This window comes from Arthrobacter sp. SAFR-023 (assembly GCF_051965295.1).
Taxonomy (GTDB): domain Bacteria; phylum Actinomycetota; class Actinomycetes; order Actinomycetales; family Micrococcaceae; genus Arthrobacter.
Genome location: NZ_JBQCMF010000002.1, coordinates 333473 through 356208 on the forward strand (window position 1 = coordinate 333473; position 22736 = coordinate 356208).

Consider the following 22736-nt stretch of genomic DNA (forward strand, 5'->3'; position numbering starts at 1 on the left):
AGTGCAAAACTGTACTTTGTGAATGAAAGTGCAACTATTGGCGGCGGGCTCCGCGAACGCAAACGGGCCGCGACACGGGCGGCGCTCACCGCCGTCGCCCGTTCGCTGACGTCCGAGCGCGGCCTCAGCGGCTACACCGTGGAAGACGTGTGCGAGCAGGCGGGCATCTCCCGGCGGACCTTCTTCAACTACTTCCCCACCAAGGAAGACGCCATCCTGGGGCACGTGGACGACGAAATGCCCGAGGACCTCTTCGACGAATTCCTCCGCGGTGGGCAGGGTTCCCCGAAGGGCGAGCTCTCCGCGAACCTGCTTCAGGACCTCCTTCAGCTCTCGCTCAGCATGTCCGAGCGGATGAGCAGCTCCGAGGAGGAGACCCGCGAGTTGATCGGCGTCATCAAGAAGGAACCGCAGCTGATGCTCAAGATCATCGGCGCCACGGAGGAGCGGGAAGCCCACTTTGCCCGGCTCCTCGCCGAGCGCGAAGGCGTTCCGGCCGACCACCCCGTGGTGCGCATGGCGGTGGTGGTCATGGGCAACATCGCCCGGCACACCAGCCTCGCCTACTTCTCCGAAGGCAACACCCGCACGTACCGTGACCTGCTGCTCGAAAACTTCGAGGCCGCCAGGTTGCTGCTCTCCCAACCGTATTCCCGCCCGACCGGCCACCCCGTTTCCCCCTCCGCAGAAGGACAGCCATGAGCACCGCCGTCAGTTCCAGAGCCGCAGCCGGACCGCTGCTGCTGACCCAGAAACGCATCTGGATCATCTTTTCCGCGCTGATCGCCGGCATGCTGCTCTCCAGCCTCGACCAGACCATCGTCTCCACTGCCATGCCCACCATCGTGGGCAAGCTTGGCGGCGTCGAGCACCAGGCCTGGATCACCACCGCGTACCTCCTGGCCACCACCATCGTCATGCCGGTCTACGGCAAATTCGGCGATATCCTCGGCCGCAGGAACCTCTTCCTCGTCGCCATCGCGCTGTTCACGCTTGCGTCCGTAGGCTGTGCCGTCGCCACGGATTTCTGGGGCTTTGTCGTCTTCCGGGCCATCCAGGGGCTGGGCGGCGGCGGCCTGATGATCCTCTCGCAGGCCATCATCGCGGACATCGTTCCTGCCAAGGAGCGCGGCAAGTACATGGGACCGCTGGGCGCCATCTTTGGCCTGTCCGCCGTGGCCGGACCGCTGCTGGGCGGCTTTTTCGTTGACCACCTCACCTGGGAGTGGGCTTTCTACATCAACATCCCCATCGGCATCGCCGCCTTCACCATCGCCTGGTTCACTCTGACGCTTCCCAACAAGAAAGCCGAAAAGCGGATCGACTTCCTGGGCGTCCTGTTCCTGTCCGTTGCCACCACCTGCCTGATCTTCTTCACGGACTTCGGCGGCAAGAAGGACGAAGGCTGGGATTCGCCCCTGACCTGGGCCTTCGGCGCCGGACTGGTCCTCGCCGCAGCCGCTTTCGTCGCGGCCGAACGCCGCGCGGAAGATCCGATCATCCCGCTGAGCCTGTTCCGGAACCGGATCTTCGTGAACTCCACCGCCATCGGCTTCACCCTGGGTCTGGGCATGTTCGCCGCCATCGCCTTCGTGCCCACGTTCCTGCAGATGTCCTCGGGCACCTCCGCCGCCGAGTCGGGGCTCCTCATGCTCCCGATGATGGCCGGCCTGATGGGAACGTCCATCTACTCCGGTATCCGCATTTCCAAGACCGGCAAGTACAAGATGTTCCCGATTCTCGGCGCCAGCCTGACCATCGCCGCCATGCTGTGGTTCACCACGCTGTCTGCCGAGACGCCCATCTGGATCATCTGCGTCCAGCTGTTCCTGTTCGGCTCCGGCCTGGGCCTGATCATGCAGGTCATCGTCCTTGTGGTGCAGAACTCCGTTCCGGCGGACCAGATCGGCACGGCCACCAGCACCAACAACTACTTCCGCGAAGTGGGGGCCGCCCTGGGCGTGGCGGTGTTCGGCTCGATCTTCACCAACCGGCTCGCGGACTCCCTGACGAACGCCTTCACCGGCGCCGGCGCATCTGCCAGCCAGGCTTCCCAGTCCACGAAGACGCTGGACCCGCAGACCCTCGGCCAGCTTCCGGAGCAACTCCGGGACGCGATCGTCAACGCCTACGCCGATTCCCTGGCACCGGTGTTCTGGTACCTCGTCCCGTTCATCGCCGTTGCACTGCTCCTGGCCATCACGCTGAAGCAGATCCCGCTCTCGGACACCGCCGGCATGGTGGCCCGCGGCGAGGCGGTGGGCGGCGAGGAGGCCGAGCTCCTCGAGGCCGCGCTGCGCCAACCGGCAGTTCGGGAACCGGCCATGCGTGAAGCTGACGGTGCAAAGGACAACGACGGCGTAAAGGACGACGACGGCGAGCTGGCCGGCCAGCGCCGCTGACCTGCCGCTGTACGAGCGCGAACTGGCAGCTAATGCCCTCGAATCAGGGATTTGAAGGCATTAGCTGCCATCTCGTGCCGGGGGCGGGTGGTTGCGTTCGTGCCGGGGCGGGTGGCGCCTGGGGCTGCCGTCAGGCGGGCAGCAGGACCATCGCCGCGGCGGCCCCGGCCAGCATGAACGGACCGAACGGAATGGCCGATTTGAGCGTCCCGCGCCGCAGTGCCAGCAGGCCGATGCTCCAAAAACCGCCGAGCAGGAACGCGGCGAACGTCCCGGCGAACACATGCGGCCAGCCGAGGTAGCCCAGGTACAGCCCCAGAACGCCGGCGAGTTTCACGTCCCCAAAGCCCATGCCGGGCGGATACACCAGGCGCAGCACAAAGTAGAAGAGCCACAGCACCGCTGCCCCGGCCGCAATCCTCAGCGCCGGCACCCCGAAAAGGCGGGCCGCGCCGTCGGGCAGTCCGGACGGTTCCACCGCCGCGAGGGTGAACACCGCCCCCAGCAGCAGCACACCGGCAACGCCATAGGAGGGGAAGACAATCCTGTTCGGCAGGAGGTGGTGCCGGACGTCGATGACCGTGAGCCGCACGGCCATCACGGCGAAGTAGGCGCACGCGGCCAGCAGCAGCCAGAACGCGAGTGGAGCCGCTTCCCATAGCCCGCCAAGTCGTTGGATCACTCTCGGATGCTACTGGATTGGCCCGCCTGCCGCTCGGGGCCGCGCGTAAACTGTGGATATGGGGACCTGGGACGCCAAACACCGGCAGGAACACGGCGGCGGTGCCACGCCCACGTCGGCCGTTTCCTTTCGCAACCTTTGCCGCTCGTCCCCGTGGAAATGGCAGTCCCTGCGCTTCGAATACGCCGAAACTCCCGGCACCGGCACCGTCCGCGCCTGGCTGCGCCGCCCCGGCGCGCTGCGCCTGGAGTCTGACGACGGCACGCTGCTGGGCAGCACCACGGGCATCAATGATTCCCGTGACGGCCTGTACATCAGCGCCACGCGGAAGTCGTGGCTTCTTCCCGCGCATCTGGTGACGCCGGTGTACGACGACGGCGGGCTGGTGCGGCGCCGCCCGGAGGCCGCGTACGGCGAACCCTCGTTCGGCAACGGCCGGTTCGCTGCTGCACTGGATCCAGTGGAGCTGGCCGGAAATGCCCCGGTGCCGCTGGAGTTCCCCAACGCCAACGCCGTCGAACTGTTGGAGCCGGTTCAGCAACTGACGCACGAGGGCCGCGCGGCGCTGGAAACCGTGGTCTCACCGAATGCCGGGTACCGGCCGCTGGATCCGGCGGCACCCTTGTGCGGACCGGGCCGGACCAGAATCCGCATCGATGCCGGGACGGGGGTGTGTGTCTGCGCCGAACCGCTCGACGGCGGGGGGCAGCTGCCCGGGCACAGCATCCGGATCCTGGCCGTGGATGAGTACATGCTGGATGATCTTTTCGTGGCGGAACCGATGAACCTCACTGATGTGCGCGAGCACATCCAGTGGCCGCTGCGTCCCAACCCTGCCTGACGAACCCCCGCCCCGGGCGACCCTCCCGACAAACCCCCGCCCCGGGCCACCCGGAATGCGGGGTGCCGCGCAGGCTTTTTCCAACCTGCCGGCCGCAAACTCGTGCCATGTCAACCATGGCTCCAGACGTATCGACACCTGACGCGGCCGCCACCGGCAGGACCGGTACCCGGCGGCGTCGGAAGCTGCTGCTGATCCCGCTCTCCCTGCTTTGCGCCCTGGGGCTCGTGCTGGGATATCTCTTCCTGACGGCCAAGCCGGAAGCCAGCACCCCGCTGGGCGCGAGCGCGGCGATCCCCGGCGGAACGGCGCGGGTCAATGGCATCATCCCGCTGGAAAAGGACGGCTGGCTTCCGCCTGAACGCGTCCAGGTCCTGGACGAGGGCCCGTCCGCGGGGACACACCGGGTCAGGATTCTGGTGCAGTTCACCGCTCTCGAAGGTGAAGGCATCACGCTGGACACGTCGCAGTTCTCGGTGACCGGTCTTGGCGCCAACAGCATTCATCCGCTGTGGACGTCTCCGGCGAACGCGCAGCTCGGGCAGGGAGATACAGTGGACGCCACCATGGTCTTTGAGCTGCCCAACCAGGCGATCGCCCTGGTGCTGGAGGGGCCCGGCAACACCCGGCTGTCCCTCGGCCTGTCGCACCACACCAGCTGACGGCGGCGCCCCGGCGGCATAGGCAGGGCCCACACGTCGGCTAGGATTCCGGCATGACCGAGCTGATCTCCGTGTGGCCTCCGTTCGCGCTCACCTTGGCCACTCCCCGGCTCACGCTGCGGCCTCTGCGCGACGACCACATCCCCGCCGCCGTCGAAGCGGCGGCCAGTGGCATCCACGATGAGGGCCGCAACCCGTTCAGCACACCCTGGACCGCTGTCCCGGCCGGTGACCTTGGAGCCAACATGGCCCGCTGGTACTGGCAGTGCCGCGCCGCCTCCACTCCCGAATCCTGGACGCTGACGCTGGGCGTCTGGCACGAGGGCACCTTCCTCGGCTGCCAGGACATTGTGGCCAGGGACTTCACGGTCCTCCGCACAGTCGCCACCGGATCGTGGCTGCGGAAGAGTGCGCAGGGCCGCGGCTTCGGCAAGGAGATGCGGGCCGCCGTCGCGCTTTACGCCTTTGACTGGCTTGGCGCCGACGTCTGCGAATCCGAGGCCGCCGACTGGAACGCCGCCTCCCTGGGCGTCTCCCGGTCGCTCGGCTACGAACTGAACGGCGTCACCCGCATGTCGTGGGGCGGCAAGCAGGAGACAGTCCAACGGGTCCGCCTCACCCCGGCGACCTTCCGCCGCCCAGACTGGCAATTGAGGGTAGAGGGCCCACGCACCCACGGCGAAGTTCCTCCTGGGCGTCGCTGCCGGCTGAGGCTGGGTGGTTGAGCCTGCCGAAACCAGCACTCGGTTTCGGCAAGCTCAACCAGCGATAGCTACGCCCCTTCGAGCAGGTCCGTGACGAGTGCCGCGATGGGCGAGCGTTCGGACCGGGTGAGGGTGATGTGGCCGAAGAGCGGGTGGCCCTTCAGCGTTTCGACGACGGCTGCGATGCCGTCGTGCCGTCCGACCCGGAGGTTGTCGCGCTGGGCAACGTCGTGGGTGAGGACGATCTTCGAGTTCTGCCCGATCCGGCTCATGACGGTCAGCAGGACGTTCTTCTCGAGCGACTGGGCCTCGTCCACGATCACGAAGGCGTCGTGCAGGGAGCGTCCGCGGATATGGGTCAGCGGCATGACCTCCAGCATGCCGCGGTCCATGACCTCCTCCACGACCTCCTGGCTCACGAGCGCGCCCAGGGTGTCGAAAACCGCCTGCGCCCAGGGGTTCATTTTCTCCTGCTCCGAGCCCGGCAGGTAGCCGAGCTCCTGGCCACCGACGGCGAACAGGGGGCGGAAGACGATCACCTTGCGGTGCTCACGGCGTTCCAGAACCGCCTCCAGGCCGGCACACAGGGCAAGGGCCGACTTGCCGGTGCCCGCGCGCCCGCCCAGGGACACGATGCCCACCGCAGGGTCCATCAGCAGGTCGATGGCGAGCCGCTGCTCCGCAGAGCGGCCGTGGAGGCCGAAGATGTCGCGGTCCCCCTTGACCAGGCGGACCTGCTTGTCGGCACCGACGCGGCCGAGCGCCGATCCCCGGCTGGAGAGCACCACGAGGCCGGTGTTGACCGGCATCTCTGCAGCCGCCGGGATGAAAACCGGTTCGTGCCCGTAGAGCGTGGAGATCTCCTCGTCGCTGGCATCGATCTCGGCGACGCCGGTCCAGCCGGAGTCCTTAACGAGCTCGTTGCGGTATTCGTCGGCCAGCAGGCCCATGGCCGAGGCCTTGACCCGCATGGGAAGGTCCTTGGACACCACGGTGACGTTGCGCCCCTCGTTGGAGAGGTTCTTTGCGACGGCGAGGATGCGGCTGTCGTTGTCCCCGCCGCGGAACCCGGCCGGCAGGACTTCGGCCGAGATGTGGTTCATCTCGATCATGAGCGTCCCGCCGGCGTCGCCCAGCGGGATGGGCCGGTTCAGCCCCCCGTGCTGGATGCGAAGGTCATCAAGGAGCCGGAGCGCCTTCCGTGCGAAGTAACCGAGTTCGGGGTCATGCCGCTTCCCTTCAAGTTCGGTGATCACCACGATCGGCACAATGACTTCATGCTCCGCGAAACGCAGCAGGGCGCGGGGGTCGGAGAGCAGCACGGAGGTGTCGATGACGAAAGTGGAGACTGATGGCTGGGATTCAGTCTGTGGGCCGGAAACAGCAAGACCGGCTGCGGCGTCTTTCGTGTCCGCACCGGTCTTTGAATTGGCTCGCTTGGCGCGAGAGGTAGCCTTCTCACCCTTGTCCGTGATGACGTCGGGCAGTTGTTCAGAAATAGCCACATCGACTCCAGCCCCGGGGCGCTGCCCGGAATTGTTATTGGTGAGGCGGCTCGGCCACGAGGCCGGATCCGGCCTCCCATACAACCGGTGCGATGAATCGCTCCATGTACTGGCCTCCCCGATCAGCCGGCGGTTTGCCTGCTGATGGATTCAACGTAATTCGCCCCGAACTAATTTCCAACGTCTTCTTCCGGCGATTCCTGTTGCCGGCGTGTGAATTTGGCGTGAACTGAGGCGGACGAAGAGTGCACGACGGCGGCCCAAAGGGCGGTCCCAAGGACCGCCTACGGGCGCCGGCAACGGTTAGGACCCGAAGCGCCGCTGCCTGCCGGCGTAGTCGCGCAGGGCGCGAAGGAAATCCACCTTTCGGAAGGCCGGCCACAGGGCCTCGCAGAAGTAGAACTCGCTGTAGGCGCTCTGCCACATCAGAAAACCTGAGAGCCGCTGCTCGCCGGAAGTCCGGATGACCAGGTCCGGATCAGGCTGGCCGCGCGTATAGAGAAAACGCGAGATGTCCTCCACGCTCAGGGTGTCGGCCAGCTCGCTGATGTCCGCCTTGTGCGCCACGGCGTCGTGCAGCAGCTCGCGCACCGCGTCCACGATCTCGCGCCGGCCGCCGTAGCCGACGGCCACATTCACGTGCAGCTTCTCCCGCACCGGCGTCCTTGCCGTGAGGGTGGTCAGGCGCTCCGCCAGGTAGTCCGGGAGCAGCTCCGGGGCACCCATGGCGTGGACCGAAATGTCGGCGTCCTCGTCGAGGCGGTCCAGCGTGTTGGCGATAATGCCCATGAGCAGGTCAAGCTCTTCGCCGGAGCGGTTCATGTTGTCCGTGGAGAGCATATACAGCGTGACCACCCTGACGCCCAGCTCCTGGCACCAGCCGAGGAACTCATGGATCTTGTCGGCACCGGCCTGGTGGCCCTGGCTCGTGGGGGCATTGAACTGCCGGGCCCAGCGCCGGTTGCCGTCCACCATCACGCCGATGTGCCGGGGGATCCGCTCCGGCTCCAGGGAGCGGAGAAGCTTGCGCTCATAGAAGCCATAGAGGAACCCGGGCCATTCCATCCGGAGACTCACCTGACTTCCTCTGTACGACTTTTGTGCAAGTCCTAGGCTACCGCCCGGAGGCTGCGGCCGCGTGCAGGTGGCCCTCCGAAGCCCACCGGACGGGCGGCAGGAACCCCGCAGGTAGATGCTACCGGAGAGTAACTTACTGAACCGTAGGTTATTCTGGATGACATGAAAAGCAACGCCCCGGACGGCGGACCGGAGCCGTCAAAGGCAGAACCCACCGCCGTGGACGACGCCGCGGCACGCATCGCGGAACTGCTGACGATCAAGCCCAAGTGGCGGGGATGGATCCACACGGTCACCGCCCCGTTCGCCCTGGCTGCCGGGATCGTCCTGGTGGCGGTGGCGCCAACCGCGGACCGCAAGATCACGTCCGCCATCTACGCGTTCACCGGTGTCCTGCTGTTCGGCATCAGCGCCGTGTATCACCGCGGCAACTGGTCCCCCGGCGTCAAACGCGTCCTCAAACGGCTGGACCACACCAACATCATGCTGGTGATCGCCGGCAGCTACACGCCGCTCGCGTGGAGCCTCCTGGACAGGCCGACGGCGGAGTTCCTGCTCTGGCTGATCTGGTCCGCCGCAATCCTGGGCGTGCTGTTCCGGCTGCTCTGGACCGACGCACCCCGCTGGCTGTACGTGCCCATTTACATCGGCCTCGGATGCGGGTCCCTCTTCTACCTGCCTGCCTTTTTCGCGGCGAGCGTCCCGGCGGCGCTGCTCATCTGCGTTGGCGGGGCCTTCTACATCACCGGGGCAGTGTTCTACGCCCTCAAAAAGCCCAACTTCAGCTACCGGCACTTCGGCTTCCACGAGCTGTTCCACGCCTTCACGGTGCTGGCGTTCGCCGCGCACTTCGCGGCCATCCTCATCGCAGTGCTGAGCTGACCCGCTCCAACGCCGCCTCAACGGTCGCCACGGGTCGGTCGCAGACCATGCCGCGGCAGACGTAGACAAGCGGCGCACCGCCGGGCCCGGCGGGCCTCTGCCGCAGCAGCGGCACCTCGGCCGGCTTCCCGCCGTCGTCCGCCTCAGCCTCCCTAACCGCCACCACCAGCCCCGGAGTCGGGGACAGCAGCAGCGCGCGCTGCAGGGCGTCCCGTTCGGGACCGGCAGGTCCGACGACGGCGGCCTCCAGCGGCCCCGCCAGCACGGCCTGCGCTGTGGCCAGCAGCCAGCCCGCCACCCGCGGTGCCCGTGTGGCGAGCGGGGGCACCAGGACGAGGATGCTTTCGGCCATGGTCCGGTGTTCCGCGGACCCGGACAGGGCAGCGTAGGTCAGCAGGGCGCCGGCAAAGGCCGCCGCACCGCTGGGCGTGGCGTCATCAAAGAAGTCCAGGCCGGGCGTCCCGCCCTGGGCGCTGACCACCTGCGCCGATTCCCCGGCCGAATCGGCGAGCCGCCCGCCGTCAACGAACCCGGTGCCCGCCGCCTGGATCACCGCCTCGGCCAGCGTGTACCAGCGCGGCGAGCCCGTGGCCGAGTACAAGGCAAGGAAGCCGTCCGCGCAGAACGCATAATCCTCCAGCAGGCCGCCGATGCCCCGGGCCGCGCCGCCATGAGAAACACGGACCAACTCCCCCGGCGCCGACTGCCCTGTAACCGGCCGCCAGTGGACCCGTTCCAGATATCCGGCAATCCGGCCGGCTGCCGCCACTAGGTCCGGCCGGTCCAGGACTGCCCCGGCCTCCGCGAGCGCAGCCACCGCCAGTCCGTTCCAGCCCGCCACCACCTTCTCGTCCCGCGCGGGCTGCGGACGGCGCGCGCGGGCCTCCCGGAGCCTGGGCATCACGTCCAGCCAGAGCCGCGCCTCGTCACCGTTTAGCGCCCGGCCCGGGTGCAGCGGCGAGCCGAGCTCCGAGACGGTGCCCCGGGCGCCGACGTTCATCATCCATGCGACGGCCGCGGCAGCCTCCGCGCCAAGCACCCGCTCCAGCTCACCGGGGGTCCACAGATAGCTGGCCCCTTCGTGGTGCTCGCCGTCCACCACGGTGTCGGCATCCAGCGAGGACGCGAGTCCGCCGCCGGGCAGCCCCAGGGCCGTGAGCATCCAGTCGGCGGTGCGCGCCGCAACATCGGCGGCCTCGGTGGCCGGGAACCCGGCCGTGCCGCCGAGCCTGATCCAGTGCACGTAGACGCGCAGCAGCTGGGCGTTGTCGTACAGCATCTTCTCGAAGTGCGGAACGGACAGTCCCGTGTCACCGAATAGCGCGCGAAGCCGCCGTCGAGCTGGTCGAAGAGCGCGGAGCGGGCCATGGCCGCGAGGGTGCGCCCGGCCATCTCCCTGGCCTCTTCGGCGGTGTCCGAGGGCACCGCCGCGTGCCGGACCAGGAACTCCAGGACGGCCGACGGCGGGAACTTGGGGGCGGTGCCGAACCCACCGTCGTCGGGGTCTTCAGACCCGGCCAAGGAGCGCACGGCGGCTTGCAGCAGTCCGGCGTCGAGCGGTTCCGGCGGCCGGGAGACGTCCACGGCCGCCGCGAGCTGCACCTGGCCCATGTTCTGTGCGAGGGAGCGGGCGTTCTCCTCCACGGCGTCGCGGCGCTCCGTCCACGCCTCGTGCACTGCCTCGAGGACCTGGCGGAAGGAGGGCCGCCCGGGCATGGGCCGCGGCGGGAAGTAGGTGCCGGCGTGGAAGGCCCGGCCTTCCGGGGTCAGGAAGACGGACATCGGCCAGCCGCCCTCGCCGCTGATGGCCTGCGTGGCGGCCATGTAGACGGCGTCGACGTCCGGACGCTCCTCACGGTCCACCTTCACCGCAACGAAATGGCCGTTCAGGTAGTCAGCGGTGGCCTGGTCCTCGAACGATTCCCGGGCCATGACGTGGCACCAGTGGCAGGCGGCGTAGCCGATGGACAAAAACACGGGGACGTCCCGGGACGCGGCATCCGCAAAGGCGGCGTCCCCGAAGGGCTGCCAGTGCACCGGGTTGCCGGCGTGCTGGCGGAGGTAGGCAGAGGGTTCCGCGCCGAGGGCGTTGCGCTCCCCCGGCTTGGGCTCCCGCGACCCGGGCTGCCCTGATCGTGGATCAGGTGTCGGTGCGGCCTGCATTGCCGTTGGCGGCATCGTCGCGGGAGATGTCCGCGGCCTCGGCGGCAGCCATCCGTTCCTCCTCCACCTGGGCGCGGTACCGCACCCGGCGGATGCGGCGCACCATGTCCACGATCAGCAGCGCGGAGAGCACCACTATGAAGGCGGTCAGCAGGAACCCAAGCAGGCCGGGCGTGACCTGGTCCTGGGACAGGCCGGGGCGCAGCGACGGCGAGGGTGCCGGGGACGATGCCAGGGCGATGAGCAAATGGTGCACTATTCAAACCTTCTCAAGGCTGGGACCGCCGTCCGCCGCGTGGGCTGACGCCTGGCCCGTTGGTACCCGCGCAGCCGCGGCCGCTTTGGCCGCCACACGGTGTCTACGCGGTTCTTCTGCGCGGTCTTCTACGCGGTTCTTCTGGGGTTGTTCTACGGGGGATAGAAAATGTCTCTTGTCTCTATCTTAGCCCCGCAAAGAGATCCTTTTCCGGCAGCTCCGGGGCCACCTTCGACTGGATCAGCGTGTAGTCCTCCCACGGCCAGACGCGCGCCTGCATCTCAGCCGACACCGCAAAGAAGAAACCCAGCGGGTCCACCTGGGTCCGGTGGGCGCGGAGGGCGTCGTCGCGGGCTTCGAAGAAGTCGCCGCAGTCAACCTGGGTGGTGGTCTCATGCTTTGGCGGCGGCGGGGTGTGCCCCTCGGCATCGGCCTCAAGCCAGGCGGCCAGGCGCTGGGCGTAGGGCGACTGGAGCCCGGCCTCCTCGAGCGCGAAGTGCAGGGCGCGGAAGCGTTCCGGGCTGAAAGCGCGGTCGTAGTAGAGCTTGCTCGGCTCCCACGCATCACCGGTGCCGGGATACCTGGCCGGGTCCCCTGCGGCCTCGAAGGCCTCCACCGCAACCCGGTGCGCCATGATGTGGTCCGGATGCGGGTAGCCGCCGTTTTCGTCGTAGCTGACGATGACGTGGGGCTTGAAGTCCCGGACCAGCCTGACCAGGGGCCCCGCCGCCCGTTCCAAGGGCTGCAGCGCGAAGCAACCGGCCGGCAGGGGCGGAAGCGGATCCCCTTCGGGCAGCCCCGAGTCCACGAATCCCAGCCAGCGCTGCCGGACGCCGAGGATCCTGGCGGCCTCGTTCATTTCGAGGCGGCGGGCACCGGCCATGTCGCGCTTCGGATGGGGCGCGCCCTCCATGGCCGGGTTCTGGATGTCACCGCGGGAGCCGTCCGTGCAGGTGGCGACCATAACGTCCACGCCGGCCGCGGCGTACATGGCCATGGTGGCTGCGCCCTTGCTGGATTCGTCATCCGGGTGGGCGTGGACTGTCAGCAGGCGAAGCTTCGGCGGCTGACTGGTGGACGCTGTCATCTGGGACTGCTCCTCTTTCTCCTGGGACTGACTGCAGTGCTGACGCCGGACATTTACCCGGGAGATCGCCACTAAACTGGAAGGGTGACTACCGAGGACAAGTCGGGCACTTCCCAGCCTGCAGACATTAGCCTAGCCAATCGCTATGGCCGTCCAAAGCGCGGGCTGTCCCGAAGGGCCAAGCGCTGGGCGGTTATCGTTGCCCTGGCAATCGGGATGGGCTTTCTGGCCTGGGTCTCCACGTCCAACGCCACGGCGTCGGTGACGTTCAAGGACATCGGCTACCGGACCACCGACGCCACCCAGTCCGTGGTGGACTTCCAGGTGACTAGGGAACCCGGCACGGCGGTCAAGTGCGCCGTCAAGGCGCTGGATTCCAAGTTCGCCGTGGTCGGCTGGAAAGTGGTCGACATTCCGCCGGTAGAGCAGGACGCGCAGGGGCAGAGTGCCGACGGCGGGCGCACCCTCGCCCAGCGGGTAGTCCTGCGCACCGAATCGCAGGCTGTCTCGGGTGTCGTGGACAGCTGCTGGATCCCGAAGCCCGCGGCCTAGGAACCAGCCGGGCCCGCAGCAAACCGGCAGCACAAGAAGGCATGTGACCCACACCGCTTGGTTATTGGGTTTACTCCACAGGATTGACTACAATGGATCAATACCTTTACCCCGCTGAGATGGTTACTGAGTTCCACAGGTGGCCACCATGGCGGGGTGTTTGTTTGTATGACCGCTTGTACACCCACTAGAGGAGAAGTCCGTGTCTACCACTAACAGCGCGCCTGCAGCTTGGCTTACCCAGGAAGCTTTTGACCGCCTGAAGGCAGAGCTGGACCACCTTTCCGGCCCTGGCCGTGCGGAAATCGTCCAGAAGATCGACGCTGCGCGTCAGGAGGGTGACCTCAAGGAGAACGGCGGCTACCACGCTGCGAAGGAAGAGCAGGGCAAGATCGAGGCCCGCATCCGCCAGCTGACCGTCCTGCTCCGCGACGCCCACGTCGGCGAGGCACCGGCCGACGACGGAATTGTTGAGCCGGGCATGATCGTCGTCGCCCGCATCGCCGGCGACGAGGAGACCTTCCTGCTCGGCTCCCGCGAAATCGCCGGCGACTCGGACCTGGACGTCTTCAGCGACAAGTCGCCGCTCGGTGCCGCGATCATGGGTCACAAGGAGGGCGACAAGCTCAGCTACACCGCCCCCAACGGCAAGGACATCGCGGTGGAGATCATTTCCGCCAAGCCCTACTCGGGCTAACACCGCACCCGTCCGCGGTCACAGCAAACGCACGACGCCGGCCTCCCCCACTTTCGGGGACGGCCGGCGTCGTGCTTTAAGACGCGTTGGGGGGAATGTCAGCGCCGGGATGCCCGCGCCCGGAGCACGACGGCGGCCAGGACGCCGCCTGCGGCGCCGCCCAGGTGGGCCTGCCAGGACACGTATCCGGCAATGTTCGGAATGATCCCGAAAAGGATGCTGCCGTAGGTCAGGAACAGCACCACCGAGAGAAGGATCTGCCACCAGCTGCGGTTGAAGAATCCACGCACCAGGAGAAACGCGAACAGGCCGAAGACCAGTCCGGACGAGCCCACGGTGACCCCGCCGGCGCCAATCAGCCACACGGCCAGCCCGGAGCCGAGCCAGCTGCAGGCAACGGCCGTGACGAAGACCCGGAGCCCGGACAGGAACACCAGGAACCCGAAGATGATCAGCGGCAGCGCATTGGACAGCACATGGTTGAGGTTGGCGTGCAGCAGCGGGAAGGTGAACACGTCCAGGACGCCGTCGGCACTTCTGGGCCTGAGGCCGAAGACGCCGTTCAGCGAGTGCAGCAGCACCGTGTTGAGCAGCTCGATGGCGAACAGGAGCGCCACGAACGATCCCACCACCAGCAGCCCGCCCTTGGCACGGGCGGCCGCCGTTTCCCTGGTGGCGGGTGCCTCTCCCGGGCTGTCCAGCATCGCTTCCCCTAGTGCACCACGATCGGCTGGAAGCCCTCGGCGCGGAGAGCGCCGAGAACCTGTTCGCCGTGCTCGTGGCCCTTGGTCTCGAGGTTCACGGTGATGGAGACGTCGCCCATGCTTATGGAGCCGCCCACTCGGGTGTGGTCGAGGCCCGTCACGTTGGCGTCGTTCTCGGCGATGATGCGGGCGATGGTGGCGAGCGAGCCCGGGCGGTCATCGAGCATCATCCGCACGGTCATGTACCGGCCGGCGGCGGAGAGGCCGCGCTGGATCACCTTGAGCATCAGCATGGGGTCGATGTTGCCGCCGGACAGCACGACGGCGGTTGTTCCGGGGTTCTCGATCTTGCCGTCCATAAGGGCCGCCACGCCCACCGCACCGGCGGGCTCAACGACCATCTTGGCGCGTTCCAGCAGGAAGATCAGGGCCCGCGCCAGGGAGTCTTCGCTGACGGTGACCACATCGTCCACCAGTTCGCGGATGATGCTGAACGGCAGCTGCCCGGGCCGGCCCACGGCGATGCCGTCGGCCATGGTGGAAACCTTCTTCAGCGGCACCAGGGCGTCCGCTGCCAGCGACGGCGGGTAGGCGGCCGCATTTTCTGCCTGCACGCCGATGATGCGGATGTCGCGGCCGAGTTCCTTGGCGCGGGCCTTGACGGCCACCGCGACGCCGGCCAGCAGGCCGCCGCCGCCGACGCCCATCAGGATGGTGTCGACGTTGGGCACCTGCTCGAGGATCTCCAGCCCCAGGGTGCCCTGGCCGGCCACGACGTCCACGTTGTCGAAGGGGTGGACGAAGACTGCGCCGGTATCGTCGGCATAGCGCTGGGCCTCTGCCAGTGCCTCGTCCACGTTGTGTCCGTGCAGGACCACCTCGGCGCCGTGGCTGCGCGTCGCGGCGAGTTTGGGCAGTGCCACGCCGAGGGGCATGTAGATGCGGGCCTTGATGCCCAGGCTCTTGGCGGCGACGGCCACGCCCTGTGCGTGGTTGCCGGCGGAAGCCGCCACCACGCCGCGCTTCTTGTCCGATTCGGAGAGGCGCGCCATCCGCACGTAGGCGCCGCGCACCTTGAAAGAGCCGGCGCGCTGCAGGTTCTCACACTTGAAGTAGACCTCGCCGCCCACCAGGCGGCCCAAGGCGCGGGAGGACTCCACCGGGGTCCGCGCAATAATCCCGTCCAGCAGCTTCTGCGCCTCAAGGACATCGTCCAGCGTGACGGGAAGGCTTTCGGGGGTGTTCACGAACTATTCTCCTTTGGGTGATTCGACGTCGGCACCGGGAGCAGCCTTGCCGCCCGGGGTGCCGTGTGCAGTGCCGGCAGCGTTGCCGTGGCCGGAATGCGAGCCCGGCAGCCGGACATCCTTGAAGGTGTTGTCCTCGTCGGCTGGGGCCGGGCCTGCCGTACCCGCGGCAGCCGGCACAAATTCATGTTCCCACGTTCTGGCAGCAATATACCGAATCGCCGAATTTGCTACGGCCAGGATGGGGACGGAGAACAGCGCCCCGGGGATGCCGGCGAGGTATGAACCGGCGGCTACGGACAGGATCACGGCCACCGGATGCAGGGCGACGGCCTTGCCCATGACCAGCGGCTGCAGGATGTGGCTTTCCAGCTGCTGCACCAGCAGCACGATGCCCAGCATGATCAGGGCGTTGACCGGACCGGTGGCCACCAGGGCCAGCAGCACCGCGATGGCACCCGTCACGAGCGCACCGACGACCGGGATGAACGAGCCGATGAAAACCAGCACGCCCAGCGGCAGCGCCAGCGGGACACCGATGATCGCAGCGCCGACGCCGATGCCCACCGCATCCACGAAGGCCACGAACATCTGGATCCGCGCATAGCTCACCATTGACGCCCAGCCGCGCCGCCCGGCGCCGTCGGCGGGGATCCGCGCCTGCCGAGGGAGGAGCCGGACCAGGAACGCCCAGATGCGTCCGCCTTCGAGGAGGAAGAAGATCAGGATGAACAGGGCCAGGACCATCCCGGCCGCAAAATGCCCGGCCGTGCTGCCGAAGGATAGCGCCCCGCTGAGGATGCTGCTGCTGTTGTTCTGCAGGGCGGCCGTGGCCTCCTGGATGTACTGGTCGATCTGCGCCGCACTCAGGTGCAGCGGCCCCTGCGACAGCCAGTCCTGAATCTGCTGGACCCCGGTCAGCGCCTCGCTCCATAGCTCCTGGAAACCGAGGGCCAGCTGCCGGCCCACGAGGGCAAGGGAACCGGCGATCAGTCCTATGAAGCCCAGGACCGTGAGCGCGACGGCCGCCCCGTTGGGGACGCGTGACTCCCGCAGCCACTTCACCACGGGGCTCAGCAGGCCAGCCAGCAGTGCCGCCACCATCACGGGAATGATGAGGAAGCTGACCTTGGCCAGCAGCCAGACCAGGGCACCGGTGATCAGCAGGATCAGCCCCAGCCGCCAGGCCCATGCCGCCGCAATGCGAACGCCGTAGGGAATGTCCTGTTCAAGGTCACGGTCGGTCCTGATACGCCGCGGCTCCAGGCGTCCGAAGGGCTGGGCAGCGACTGGTCTGCTCGTGCCGCCCGTGGCGCTGGCACCGCCTGTCGTGTTGGCTGCGTCGTCTGGAGTGGCGTCCTTTGCTGGCGTCATAGCCCAATACTTCCCTAGCCGCCCGGCTATGGGAAACGCGCCACGGCCCCGGCTGTGCACTGCCCAGGTGGGCGGACGCAGGTCAGTCACCGAGCGGGTCAGGCACCGAGCGGGTCAGGCATTGCCCAGTCGGGCACTCCTCAGCTTAGGCACCTTCCAGGTCGGCGCGGATCCCCCAGGTGATGGTGAACGAGTCCCCGGGAGCAAGCCAGCGGAGGCTGTCCCCGGAGTTGAAGGCGTTGGCCGGTCCCGTCATCGGTTCCACTGCCACGGCCGCGGGCCGGCCCGGGTAGATACGGCTGACAAATACGTGGACGAACGCGCAGGCCTCGTCCTGCCAGAGGCTGACGCTGCGGCCGTCCGGTGCGGTCAGCGTGTGGCGGGCGATCCCGCCGTCGAACGCCAGATCCGTCAGGGCGGCGTCGAGTTCCAGGTCCCCCACCCTTCTCCCGTGGCGCAGGTCGCTGTCCCCGGACACGGGTTCGGAGCTCCGCGGGATGAGCCGCTCATCCGCCACCAGCCGCGTCGCGGCATCCACTCTCAGCGTGAGGTCCTCGGAGGGGATGCCGCCGATCCGCAGATACGGATGCGCGCCCAGCACGAACGGCGCCTCGGCCTCGGAATCGTTGACCAGCGTTTGCCGCACCTCCAGGCCCAGGTCCCCGGCCAGGGAGTACTCCACGCGGTGCCGCAGCAGGAACGGGTAGCCGTGCTGGGGAAAGATGGTCGCCTCGAGGGTCACGGCAAACTCGGATTCGGCAACCAGGGAGTATGACGCGTTGCGCAGGAGCCCGTGGCTGGCGTTGTTCTTGGAAACCTCGGTGATGTCCAGCTGCTGCTTCGTGCCGTTCAGGTGCCAGACGCCATCCTCTATCCGGTTGGCCCACGGGGCCAGGGTGATGCCCGTGGCGCCGGGTGGAATGTCGGAGTCCCCGTAGGACTCCGTCAGCTGGACGCCTCCGCGGCTGTACCACCGCAGCCCCGCGGCCAGCTCGGTGACCACGGCGAGCGCATCGCCGCGCCTGAGCTCGTACTGCCTGCCGGTGGCGTAGCGCTGCTGGGCTGTGAGGGAATCGCTGGCTGTGGGGAAATCGCTGGTTTCGGAAGTCGCACCGGAAGTCATGGACCTACCGTACAACGCACGCCCCACAACGCGTGCACCCCCTTCACGGAGCACTTTCTGTTACCTTTTGTTAGAAACTATTTGTTTTTGATCGCTTTGTGCCACAATAGGAACAACCGCAAATAGTGACCGGGCGCACAGGTTACCGAATGCCGAGGAAGGAGGAGCAACATGCTCGCTACGCAGCGGCAACACCGCATCCTCCAGGAGCTTGACGCCGAAGGCACTGTCCGGGTGGCGGCTCTGGCGGACCTGCTCCGGGTGTCCGAAATGACCGTCCGGCGCGACATCGACGCGCTCGACGCCGAAGGCCAGTTGCTGCGGGTACACGGCGGCGCCACACGCGCTGCGGCGTTCAGTGCGCTCGAACCGGGCTTCGGCGCCAAGTCGGTCCGGGAAACGGACGCTAAACGGGCCATCGCCGCGGAGGCGCTCACGCTGCTCCGCCCGGGCATGACCCTGCTGGTTTCCGGCGGCACCACCACCCATGAGCTCGCGCGGCTGCTCCCCCGGGATCTCGGGCTCACGGTAGCCACCAACTCCCTCATGGTGGCGGGCGCCCTGGAGTCGGCCGGCGACGGCGGCATCCGCACCGTGGTCCTGGGCGGCCAGCGCACACCCTCCGAGGCCCTGGTGGGCCCGGTAACGGTGCACGCCGTGGAGAGCCTGCATGCCGACCTGTGCTTCATGGGCGTGCACGGCTTCGACACGAAGGCCGGCATCACCTCACCGAACCTCCTGGAGTCCGAGGTCAACGCCGCCATGATCGCGGCGTCGGACGCGTTGGCAGTGATCGCGGACGCCACGAAGTACGGGAGCGTGGGGCTCGCCGGAATCGCCCCGCTGTCAGCCGTCGGCACCCTCATCACCGACCGCCGGATCAGCACAGGCTCCGCCGGCCCTGGCGCCGAAGAGCTGCTCCGGCAGGCCGTCGGGGAGCTGCGGCTGGCACCCCTTACCCCGGCAGCGGCACCTCCAGCTTCCAAACTAGGTAGCAGCTCAGGGCCTTCCCAAGGCTGGGAACGCCCTGAGCTGCTACCCAGTTGGGACAACGAACCACTTACTTCCCGCCCCACCCGCCTCCCGGACGGCCAGACGCCGTCGGCCACCGCGTTCAAAGGACACGACGCATGACCCACATCACCAGCACCCAGCTTTCCGACGGCCGCGAATTGCTCTACTTCGACGACGCCGGCTCAACCCGCCGGCGCTCTGTCGAGGCGAGCCGCGACGAAAGGGACCTCCCGCCCCGCGGGGAGCCCGGCGAAGTCCGGTACGACGCACTGACCGGCGAATGGGTGGCCGTGGCCGCGCACCGGCAGACCCGCACGCACCTGCCACCCGCTGACCAGTGCCCCATCTGCCCCACCACAGACACCAACCCGTCGGAGATCCCCGCCGCGGACTACGACGTCGTGGTGTTCGAGAACCGCTTCCCCTCCCTCGGCCCGGCCGTGGGCCCCGTACCCGCCAACCCCGGCTGGGGCACAACTGGTCCCGCCTTCGGACGGTGCGAAGTCGTCACCTTCACCCCGGAGCACACCGGGTCGTTCAGCGGCCTGAGCGAAACGCGTGCCCGTACCGTGGTGGAGGCGTGGGCGCACCGGACGGCAGCCCTCAGCGCACTGCCCGGCATCAAGCAGGTTTTTCCGTTCGAGAACCGCGGCGCGGACATCGGCGTCACCCTGCACCACCCGCACGGCCAGATCTACGCTTACCCCTATGTCACGCCGCGCGCCGCCGTCATGGGCGCCGCCGCGCGCAGGTTTTATGACGACGCCGGCGGGCGGCAGACGCTGACCGGCTCGCTGCTGCGCGCCGAACGCGAGGACGGCAGCCGGATGGTGCTGGAAAGCGACAGCTTCAGCGCGTACGTTCCGTTCGCGGCCCGGTGGCCGCTGGAGATCCACCTCGTTCCGCACCGCCAGGTCCCCGACCTGGCCGGGCTGACCGGGGAGGAGAAGGACGAGCTGGCCCACGTCTACCTGGATCTGCTCAAGCGCCTCGACGCCCTCTACCCCACCCCGACGCCCTACATCTCGGCCTGGCACCAGGCTCCGGTGGATGACCTGCTGCGCCCCGCCAGCTACCTGCACCTGCAGCTGACCTCCCCGCGCCGCGCGGCAGACAAGCTCAAGTTCCTGGCCGGGTCCGAGGCCGCCATGGGCGCCTTCATCAACGACACCACCCCCGAAGAGGTGGCAGAGCGGCTGCGCTCGGTGACCGTTCCGGCATCCCCGGCCGAGGCGCTCGCCCCGGCCGCACCGGGCCTCATCGAAGCCGGCCTCACCGAACCAAATCTCATCGAAGGAGCCCACGCATGACCGCCCCCGCCACCACCACCGACCTCGAGGCCCGGTTCTCCGCCGCGTTCGGCCGCCAGCCCGACGGCGTGTGGCAGGCCCCCGGCCGGGTCAACCTGATCGGGGAACACACGGACTACAATGAGGGCTTCGTGCTGCCGTTCGCCATCGACCGGACCGCCCGAATAGCCGTGGGCGTCCGCCCCGACTCCACCCTCCGTCTGCTCTCGACTTACGGCGACCAGGGAATCACGACGGCGGACACGGCTTCGCTGGAAGGCGCGGCGGCCAAGGGCTGGACCAAGTACCCGCTGGGCGTCATCTGGTCCCTGCAGCAGCGCGGCATCGACGTTCCTGGCCTGGACCTGCTGCTGGACTCCGACGTCCCCCTCGGCGCCGGGCTGTCCTCCTCGCACGCCATTGAATGTGCGGTGATTTCGGCACTCAATGACCTCACCGGCGCTGGCCTGGGACCGGAGGACATGGTGCTGGCCACCCAGCGCGCCGAGAACGACTTCGTCGGTGCACCCACGGGCATCATGGACCAGTCCGCCTCGCTGCGCGGCTCGAAGGGCCACGCTGTGTTCCTGGACTGCCGTGACCAGAGCGTCCGGCTGGTCCCCTTCGAGGCCGAGGCTGCCGGGTTCGTCCTGCTGGTCATCGACACCAAGGTTTCCCATTCCCATGCCGACGGCGGCTATGCCTCCCGCCGTGCCTCCTGCGAACTGGGCGCCGAGGTGCTGGGCGTCAAGGCTCTGCGCGATGTCACCCCGGGAGACCTGGAGGAAGCCAGCGGGCTGCTGGACGAGGTCACCTTCCGCCGCGTCCGGCACATCGTCACTGAGAACGACCGTGTGCTGCAGACCGTGGAACTCCTGGGGCAGCAGGGCCCGTCGGCCATCGGTGCCCTGCTCGACGCCAGCCATGCCTCCATGCGCGACGACTTCGAGATCTCCTGCGCCGAACTGGATCTCGCCGTCGAGGCCTCCCGGGCAAACGGCGCCATCGGCGCCCGGATGACCGGCGGGGGTTTTGGCGGCGCCGCCATCGCCCTGACTCCGGTGAGCGGGGAGCAGCAGGTGCGTGCCGCCGTCGTACGCGCCTTCGCGGAGGCAGGGTACACGGCACCGGACATCTTCACGGTCACCCCGGCTGCAGGGGCAATGCGGCTCGCGTAGCTGTTCATGCCGAGGGACGGGCGTAGGCTGGTCGCATGCCTGAAGCAGTCATTGTTTCAACCGCCAGGAGCCCGATCGGCCGTGCCTTCAAGGGCTCACTGAAGGACGAGCGGCCGGACGATCTCGCCGCGGCCATGGTCCGGGCCGCGCTGGCCAAACTGCCGGCATTCGACCCCACCGGGGACAGCGGGCCCGGCCTGGACGACCTGTACCTCGGCTGCGCCGAACCGAGCGGTGAGGCGGGTTCCAACATGGCCCGCGTCGTGACCATCCTCGCTGGCCTGGATAACGTGCCTGCCGCCACCGTCAACAGGTTCTGCGCTTCCAGCCTGCAGACGCTGCGGATGGCTTTCCATGCCATCCGCGCGGGCGAGGGCCAGGCGTTCGTGGCTGCCGGCGTCGAAGCCGTGTCGCGCTACCAGGACTGGGCCGGGGCGGGCGAAACCGGAGCCCGGAACCACAACCCGCTGTTCGAGCCTGCGCGCCAGCGCACCGCCGCACGCGCCGAGTCGAACACGCCCTGGACGGATCCGCGGCTGGGCGGCCGGATGCCGGACATCTATATCGCCATGGGCCAGACGGCGGAGAACGTGGCCACCTCCTACGGGATCAGCCGCGCGGACCAGGACGAGTGGGCCGTGCTGAGCCAGAACCGGGCCGAGGCCGCGATCGCCTCCGGTTTCTACGCCCGCGAAATCACGCCGTACGAACGCCGCGACGGCACGGTGGTGGACCGGGACGATTCGCCGCGGCCGGGCGTGACCCTGGACGCCGTCAGCGCCCTGCAGCCGGTTTTCCGCCGGGAGGGCACCGTCACGGCAGGCAATGCGTGCCCGCTCAACGACGGTGCCGCCGCACTCGTGGTCATGAGCTACGACCTGGCCCGGGACCTGGGGCTGGAGCCGCTGGCCAAAATCGTCTCGACCGGAGCCACCGCCCTGTCGCCCGAGCTGATGGGGATGGGGCCGGTGGAAGCCTCCCGGCAGGCGCTCGCCCGCGCCCGCCTGGACATGAACGACATCGACCTCGTGGAGCTCAACGAGGCCTTCGCCGTCCAGGTGGTGGCCAGCGCCCGTGAACTCAAGATCGACCCGGCAAAACTCAACGTGCACGGCGGCGCCATCGCACTGGGCCATCCGTTCGGCATGACCGGTGCCCGGATGACCACCACGCTGCTCAACGGCCTGCGCGAGACGGACGGGACGCTGGGCCTGGCCACACTCTGCGTTGGCGGCGGGCAGGGCATGGCCGTGGTGCTGGAGCGCCTCACCTAGCTTGGAGTTTTTGTCCATTTGTC

The 22736-nt window shown here is 68.1% G+C and carries 21 protein-coding genes and 1 pseudogene; 12 read left to right on the forward strand and 10 right to left on the reverse strand.

The window, feature by feature from the left end; translation table 11 throughout:
- The first annotated feature begins 18 nt into the window (after positions 1–18).
- Both ACTHQX_RS03655 and ACTHQX_RS03660 read left to right on the forward strand, forming a co-directional pair.
- Positions 19–702 (forward strand): TetR family transcriptional regulator, encoded by a 684-nt coding sequence (locus ACTHQX_RS03655; protein ID WP_440155707.1) that lies wholly within the window; start codon positions 19–21, stop codon positions 700–702.
- Positions 699–2402, forward strand: a complete 1704-nt coding sequence (locus ACTHQX_RS03660; protein ID WP_440155709.1) for an MDR family MFS transporter — start codon at positions 699–701, stop codon at positions 2400–2402. The genes ACTHQX_RS03655 and ACTHQX_RS03660 overlap by 4 nt, the downstream gene beginning before the upstream one ends.
- A gap of 130 nt (positions 2403–2532) precedes the next feature.
- Here the strand turns inward: ACTHQX_RS03660 and ACTHQX_RS03665 are convergent, their stop codons facing one another.
- Entirely contained in the window at positions 2533–3084 is a 552-nt protein-coding gene (locus ACTHQX_RS03665) for a prepilin peptidase (protein WP_440155710.1), read from the reverse strand.
- Between the two features lie 58 nt (positions 3085–3142).
- Here ACTHQX_RS03665 and ACTHQX_RS03670 point away from each other — a divergent pair, with 58 nt between their 5' ends.
- The 3 genes from ACTHQX_RS03670 (at position 3143) to ACTHQX_RS03680 (ending at position 5312) form a co-directional block, all read left to right on the forward strand.
- Positions 3143–3925, forward strand: a complete 783-nt coding sequence (locus ACTHQX_RS03670; RefSeq protein WP_440155711.1) for a hypothetical protein — start codon at positions 3143–3145, stop codon at positions 3923–3925.
- A gap of 107 nt (positions 3926–4032) precedes the next feature.
- A complete protein-coding gene (locus ACTHQX_RS03675) occupies positions 4033–4587 on the forward strand; it encodes a hypothetical protein (RefSeq protein ID WP_440155712.1) in 555 nt (184 codons plus the stop codon).
- 53 nt (positions 4588–4640) lie between these two features.
- On the forward strand, positions 4641–5312 hold the full coding sequence (locus tag ACTHQX_RS03680) for a GNAT family N-acetyltransferase (RefSeq protein ID WP_440155714.1): 672 nt from the start codon (positions 4641–4643) through the stop codon (positions 5310–5312).
- A 47-nt stretch (positions 5313–5359) separates the two neighbouring features.
- Here ACTHQX_RS03680 and ACTHQX_RS03685 read toward each other — a convergent pair whose 3' ends face one another.
- Together ACTHQX_RS03685 and ACTHQX_RS03690 are read right to left on the reverse strand one after the other, a co-directional pair.
- The gene (locus tag ACTHQX_RS03685; protein ID WP_236807676.1) at positions 5360–6796 is read right to left on the reverse strand and encodes a PhoH family protein; all 1437 of its coding nucleotides are present in this window, start codon (positions 6794–6796) and stop codon (positions 5360–5362) included.
- A 303-nt stretch (positions 6797–7099) separates the two neighbouring features.
- Complete coding sequence (locus tag ACTHQX_RS03690; protein ID WP_236809082.1) at positions 7100–7861, reverse strand: isoprenyl transferase; 762 nt, start codon at positions 7859–7861, stop codon at positions 7100–7102.
- Between the two features lie 174 nt (positions 7862–8035).
- Here ACTHQX_RS03690 and trhA point away from each other — a divergent pair, with 174 nt between their 5' ends.
- A complete protein-coding gene (trhA, locus tag ACTHQX_RS03695) occupies positions 8036–8755 on the forward strand; it encodes a PAQR family membrane homeostasis protein TrhA (RefSeq protein WP_440155716.1) in 720 nt (239 codons plus the stop codon).
- On the opposite strand, the pseudogene ACTHQX_RS03700 reads toward trhA, so the two are convergent.
- From ACTHQX_RS03700 to mca, 3 genes and pseudogenes are all read right to left on the reverse strand, one after another.
- Positions 8736–10918: pseudogene (locus tag ACTHQX_RS03700) on the reverse strand (thioredoxin domain-containing protein). The gene trhA and the pseudogene ACTHQX_RS03700 sit on opposite strands and share 20 nt — an antisense overlap.
- On the reverse strand, positions 10896–11174 hold the full coding sequence (locus tag ACTHQX_RS03705) for a hypothetical protein (protein WP_440155717.1): 279 nt from the start codon (positions 11172–11174) through the stop codon (positions 10896–10898). The pseudogene ACTHQX_RS03700 and the gene ACTHQX_RS03705 overlap by 23 nt, the downstream one beginning before the upstream one ends.
- A gap of 181 nt (positions 11175–11355) precedes the next feature.
- A complete protein-coding gene (gene mca / locus ACTHQX_RS03710) occupies positions 11356–12261 on the reverse strand; it encodes a mycothiol conjugate amidase Mca (RefSeq protein WP_440155718.1) in 906 nt (301 codons plus the stop codon).
- Positions 12262–12345: 84 nt separating this feature from the next.
- On the opposite strand from mca, the gene ACTHQX_RS03715 reads away from it, so the two are divergent.
- Both ACTHQX_RS03715 and greA read left to right on the forward strand, forming a co-directional pair.
- Positions 12346–12813 carry a DUF4307 domain-containing protein gene (locus tag ACTHQX_RS03715; RefSeq protein ID WP_236807672.1) on the forward strand — a complete coding sequence of 156 codons (468 nt, stop codon included), beginning with the start codon at positions 12346–12348 and terminating at the stop codon, positions 12811–12813.
- A gap of 202 nt (positions 12814–13015) precedes the next feature.
- Positions 13016–13510, forward strand: coding sequence for a transcription elongation factor GreA (gene greA / locus ACTHQX_RS03720; protein ID WP_440155720.1), 495 nt, complete (start codon positions 13016–13018; stop codon positions 13508–13510).
- 98 nt (positions 13511–13608) lie between these two features.
- Here greA and ACTHQX_RS03725 read toward each other — a convergent pair whose 3' ends face one another.
- The 4 genes from ACTHQX_RS03725 to ACTHQX_RS03740 form a co-directional block, all read right to left on the reverse strand.
- Positions 13609–14214: a rhomboid family intramembrane serine protease gene (locus ACTHQX_RS03725; RefSeq protein ID WP_236807670.1), complete on the reverse strand. Its 606-nt coding sequence runs from the start codon at positions 14212–14214 to the stop codon at positions 13609–13611.
- Positions 14215–14222: 8 nt separating this feature from the next.
- Complete coding sequence (gene ilvA / locus ACTHQX_RS03730; protein WP_236807669.1) at positions 14223–15461, reverse strand: threonine ammonia-lyase; 1239 nt, start codon at positions 15459–15461, stop codon at positions 14223–14225.
- Between the two features lie 3 nt (positions 15462–15464).
- Positions 15465–16835, reverse strand: coding sequence for an AI-2E family transporter (locus ACTHQX_RS03735; protein ID WP_440155723.1), 1371 nt, complete (start codon positions 16833–16835; stop codon positions 15465–15467).
- Positions 16836–16980: 145 nt separating this feature from the next.
- On the reverse strand, positions 16981–17958 hold the full coding sequence (locus ACTHQX_RS03740; RefSeq protein WP_440155724.1) for an aldose 1-epimerase family protein: 978 nt from the start codon (positions 17956–17958) through the stop codon (positions 16981–16983).
- Between the two features lie 171 nt (positions 17959–18129).
- Between ACTHQX_RS03740 and ACTHQX_RS03745 the strand changes: the two genes are divergently transcribed.
- From ACTHQX_RS03745 to ACTHQX_RS03760, 4 genes are read left to right on the forward strand one after another with little or no spacing between them, the layout of a single operon-like run.
- Positions 18130–19092, forward strand: a complete 963-nt coding sequence (locus tag ACTHQX_RS03745) for a DeoR/GlpR family DNA-binding transcription regulator (protein ID WP_440155725.1) — start codon at positions 18130–18132, stop codon at positions 19090–19092.
- Complete coding sequence (galT, locus tag ACTHQX_RS03750) at positions 19089–20282, forward strand: galactose-1-phosphate uridylyltransferase (protein WP_440155727.1); 1194 nt, start codon at positions 19089–19091, stop codon at positions 20280–20282. Before ACTHQX_RS03745 ends, galT begins: the two co-directional genes overlap by 4 nt.
- Entirely contained in the window at positions 20279–21439 is a 1161-nt protein-coding gene (gene galK, locus ACTHQX_RS03755; protein WP_440155728.1) for a galactokinase, read from the forward strand. The genes galT and galK overlap by 4 nt, the downstream gene beginning before the upstream one ends.
- A 35-nt stretch (positions 21440–21474) precedes the next feature.
- Entirely contained in the window at positions 21475–22713 is a 1239-nt protein-coding gene (locus ACTHQX_RS03760; protein ID WP_236807663.1) for an acetyl-CoA C-acetyltransferase, read from the forward strand.
- The last annotated feature ends 23 nt before the right edge of the window (positions 22714–22736 follow it).

Coding starts and splice junctions, on each gene's coding strand:
- galK (WP_440155728.1), top strand. CDS start 20,279: ATGACCGCCCCCGCCACCACCACCGACCTCGAGGCCCGGTTCTCCGCC.
- ACTHQX_RS03760 (WP_236807663.1), top strand. CDS start 21,475: ATGCCTGAAGCAGTCATTGTTTCAACCGCCAGGAGCCCGATCGGCCGT.
- ACTHQX_RS03740 (WP_440155724.1), bottom strand. CDS start 17,958: ATGACTTCCGGTGCGACTTCCGAAACCAGCGATTTCCCCACAGCCAGC.
- ACTHQX_RS03725 (WP_236807670.1), bottom strand. CDS start 14,214: ATGCTGGACAGCCCGGGAGAGGCACCCGCCACCAGGGAAACGGCGGCC.
- ACTHQX_RS03670 (WP_440155711.1), top strand. CDS start 3,143: ATGGGGACCTGGGACGCCAAACACCGGCAGGAACACGGCGGCGGTGCC.
- ACTHQX_RS03735 (WP_440155723.1), bottom strand. CDS start 16,835: ATGACGCCAGCAAAGGACGCCACTCCAGACGACGCAGCCAACACGACA.
- galT (WP_440155727.1), top strand. CDS start 19,089: ATGACCCACATCACCAGCACCCAGCTTTCCGACGGCCGCGAATTGCTC.
- ACTHQX_RS03745 (WP_440155725.1), top strand. CDS start 18,130: ATGCTCGCTACGCAGCGGCAACACCGCATCCTCCAGGAGCTTGACGCC.
- ACTHQX_RS03660 (WP_440155709.1), top strand. CDS start 699: ATGAGCACCGCCGTCAGTTCCAGAGCCGCAGCCGGACCGCTGCTGCTG.
- ACTHQX_RS03690 (WP_236809082.1), bottom strand. CDS start 7,861: ATGGAATGGCCCGGGTTCCTCTATGGCTTCTATGAGCGCAAGCTTCTC.
- mca (WP_440155718.1), bottom strand. CDS start 12,261: ATGACAGCGTCCACCAGTCAGCCGCCGAAGCTTCGCCTGCTGACAGTC.
- trhA (WP_440155716.1), top strand. CDS start 8,036: ATGAAAAGCAACGCCCCGGACGGCGGACCGGAGCCGTCAAAGGCAGAA.
- ACTHQX_RS03680 (WP_440155714.1), top strand. CDS start 4,641: ATGACCGAGCTGATCTCCGTGTGGCCTCCGTTCGCGCTCACCTTGGCC.
- ACTHQX_RS03675 (WP_440155712.1), top strand. CDS start 4,033: ATGTCAACCATGGCTCCAGACGTATCGACACCTGACGCGGCCGCCACC.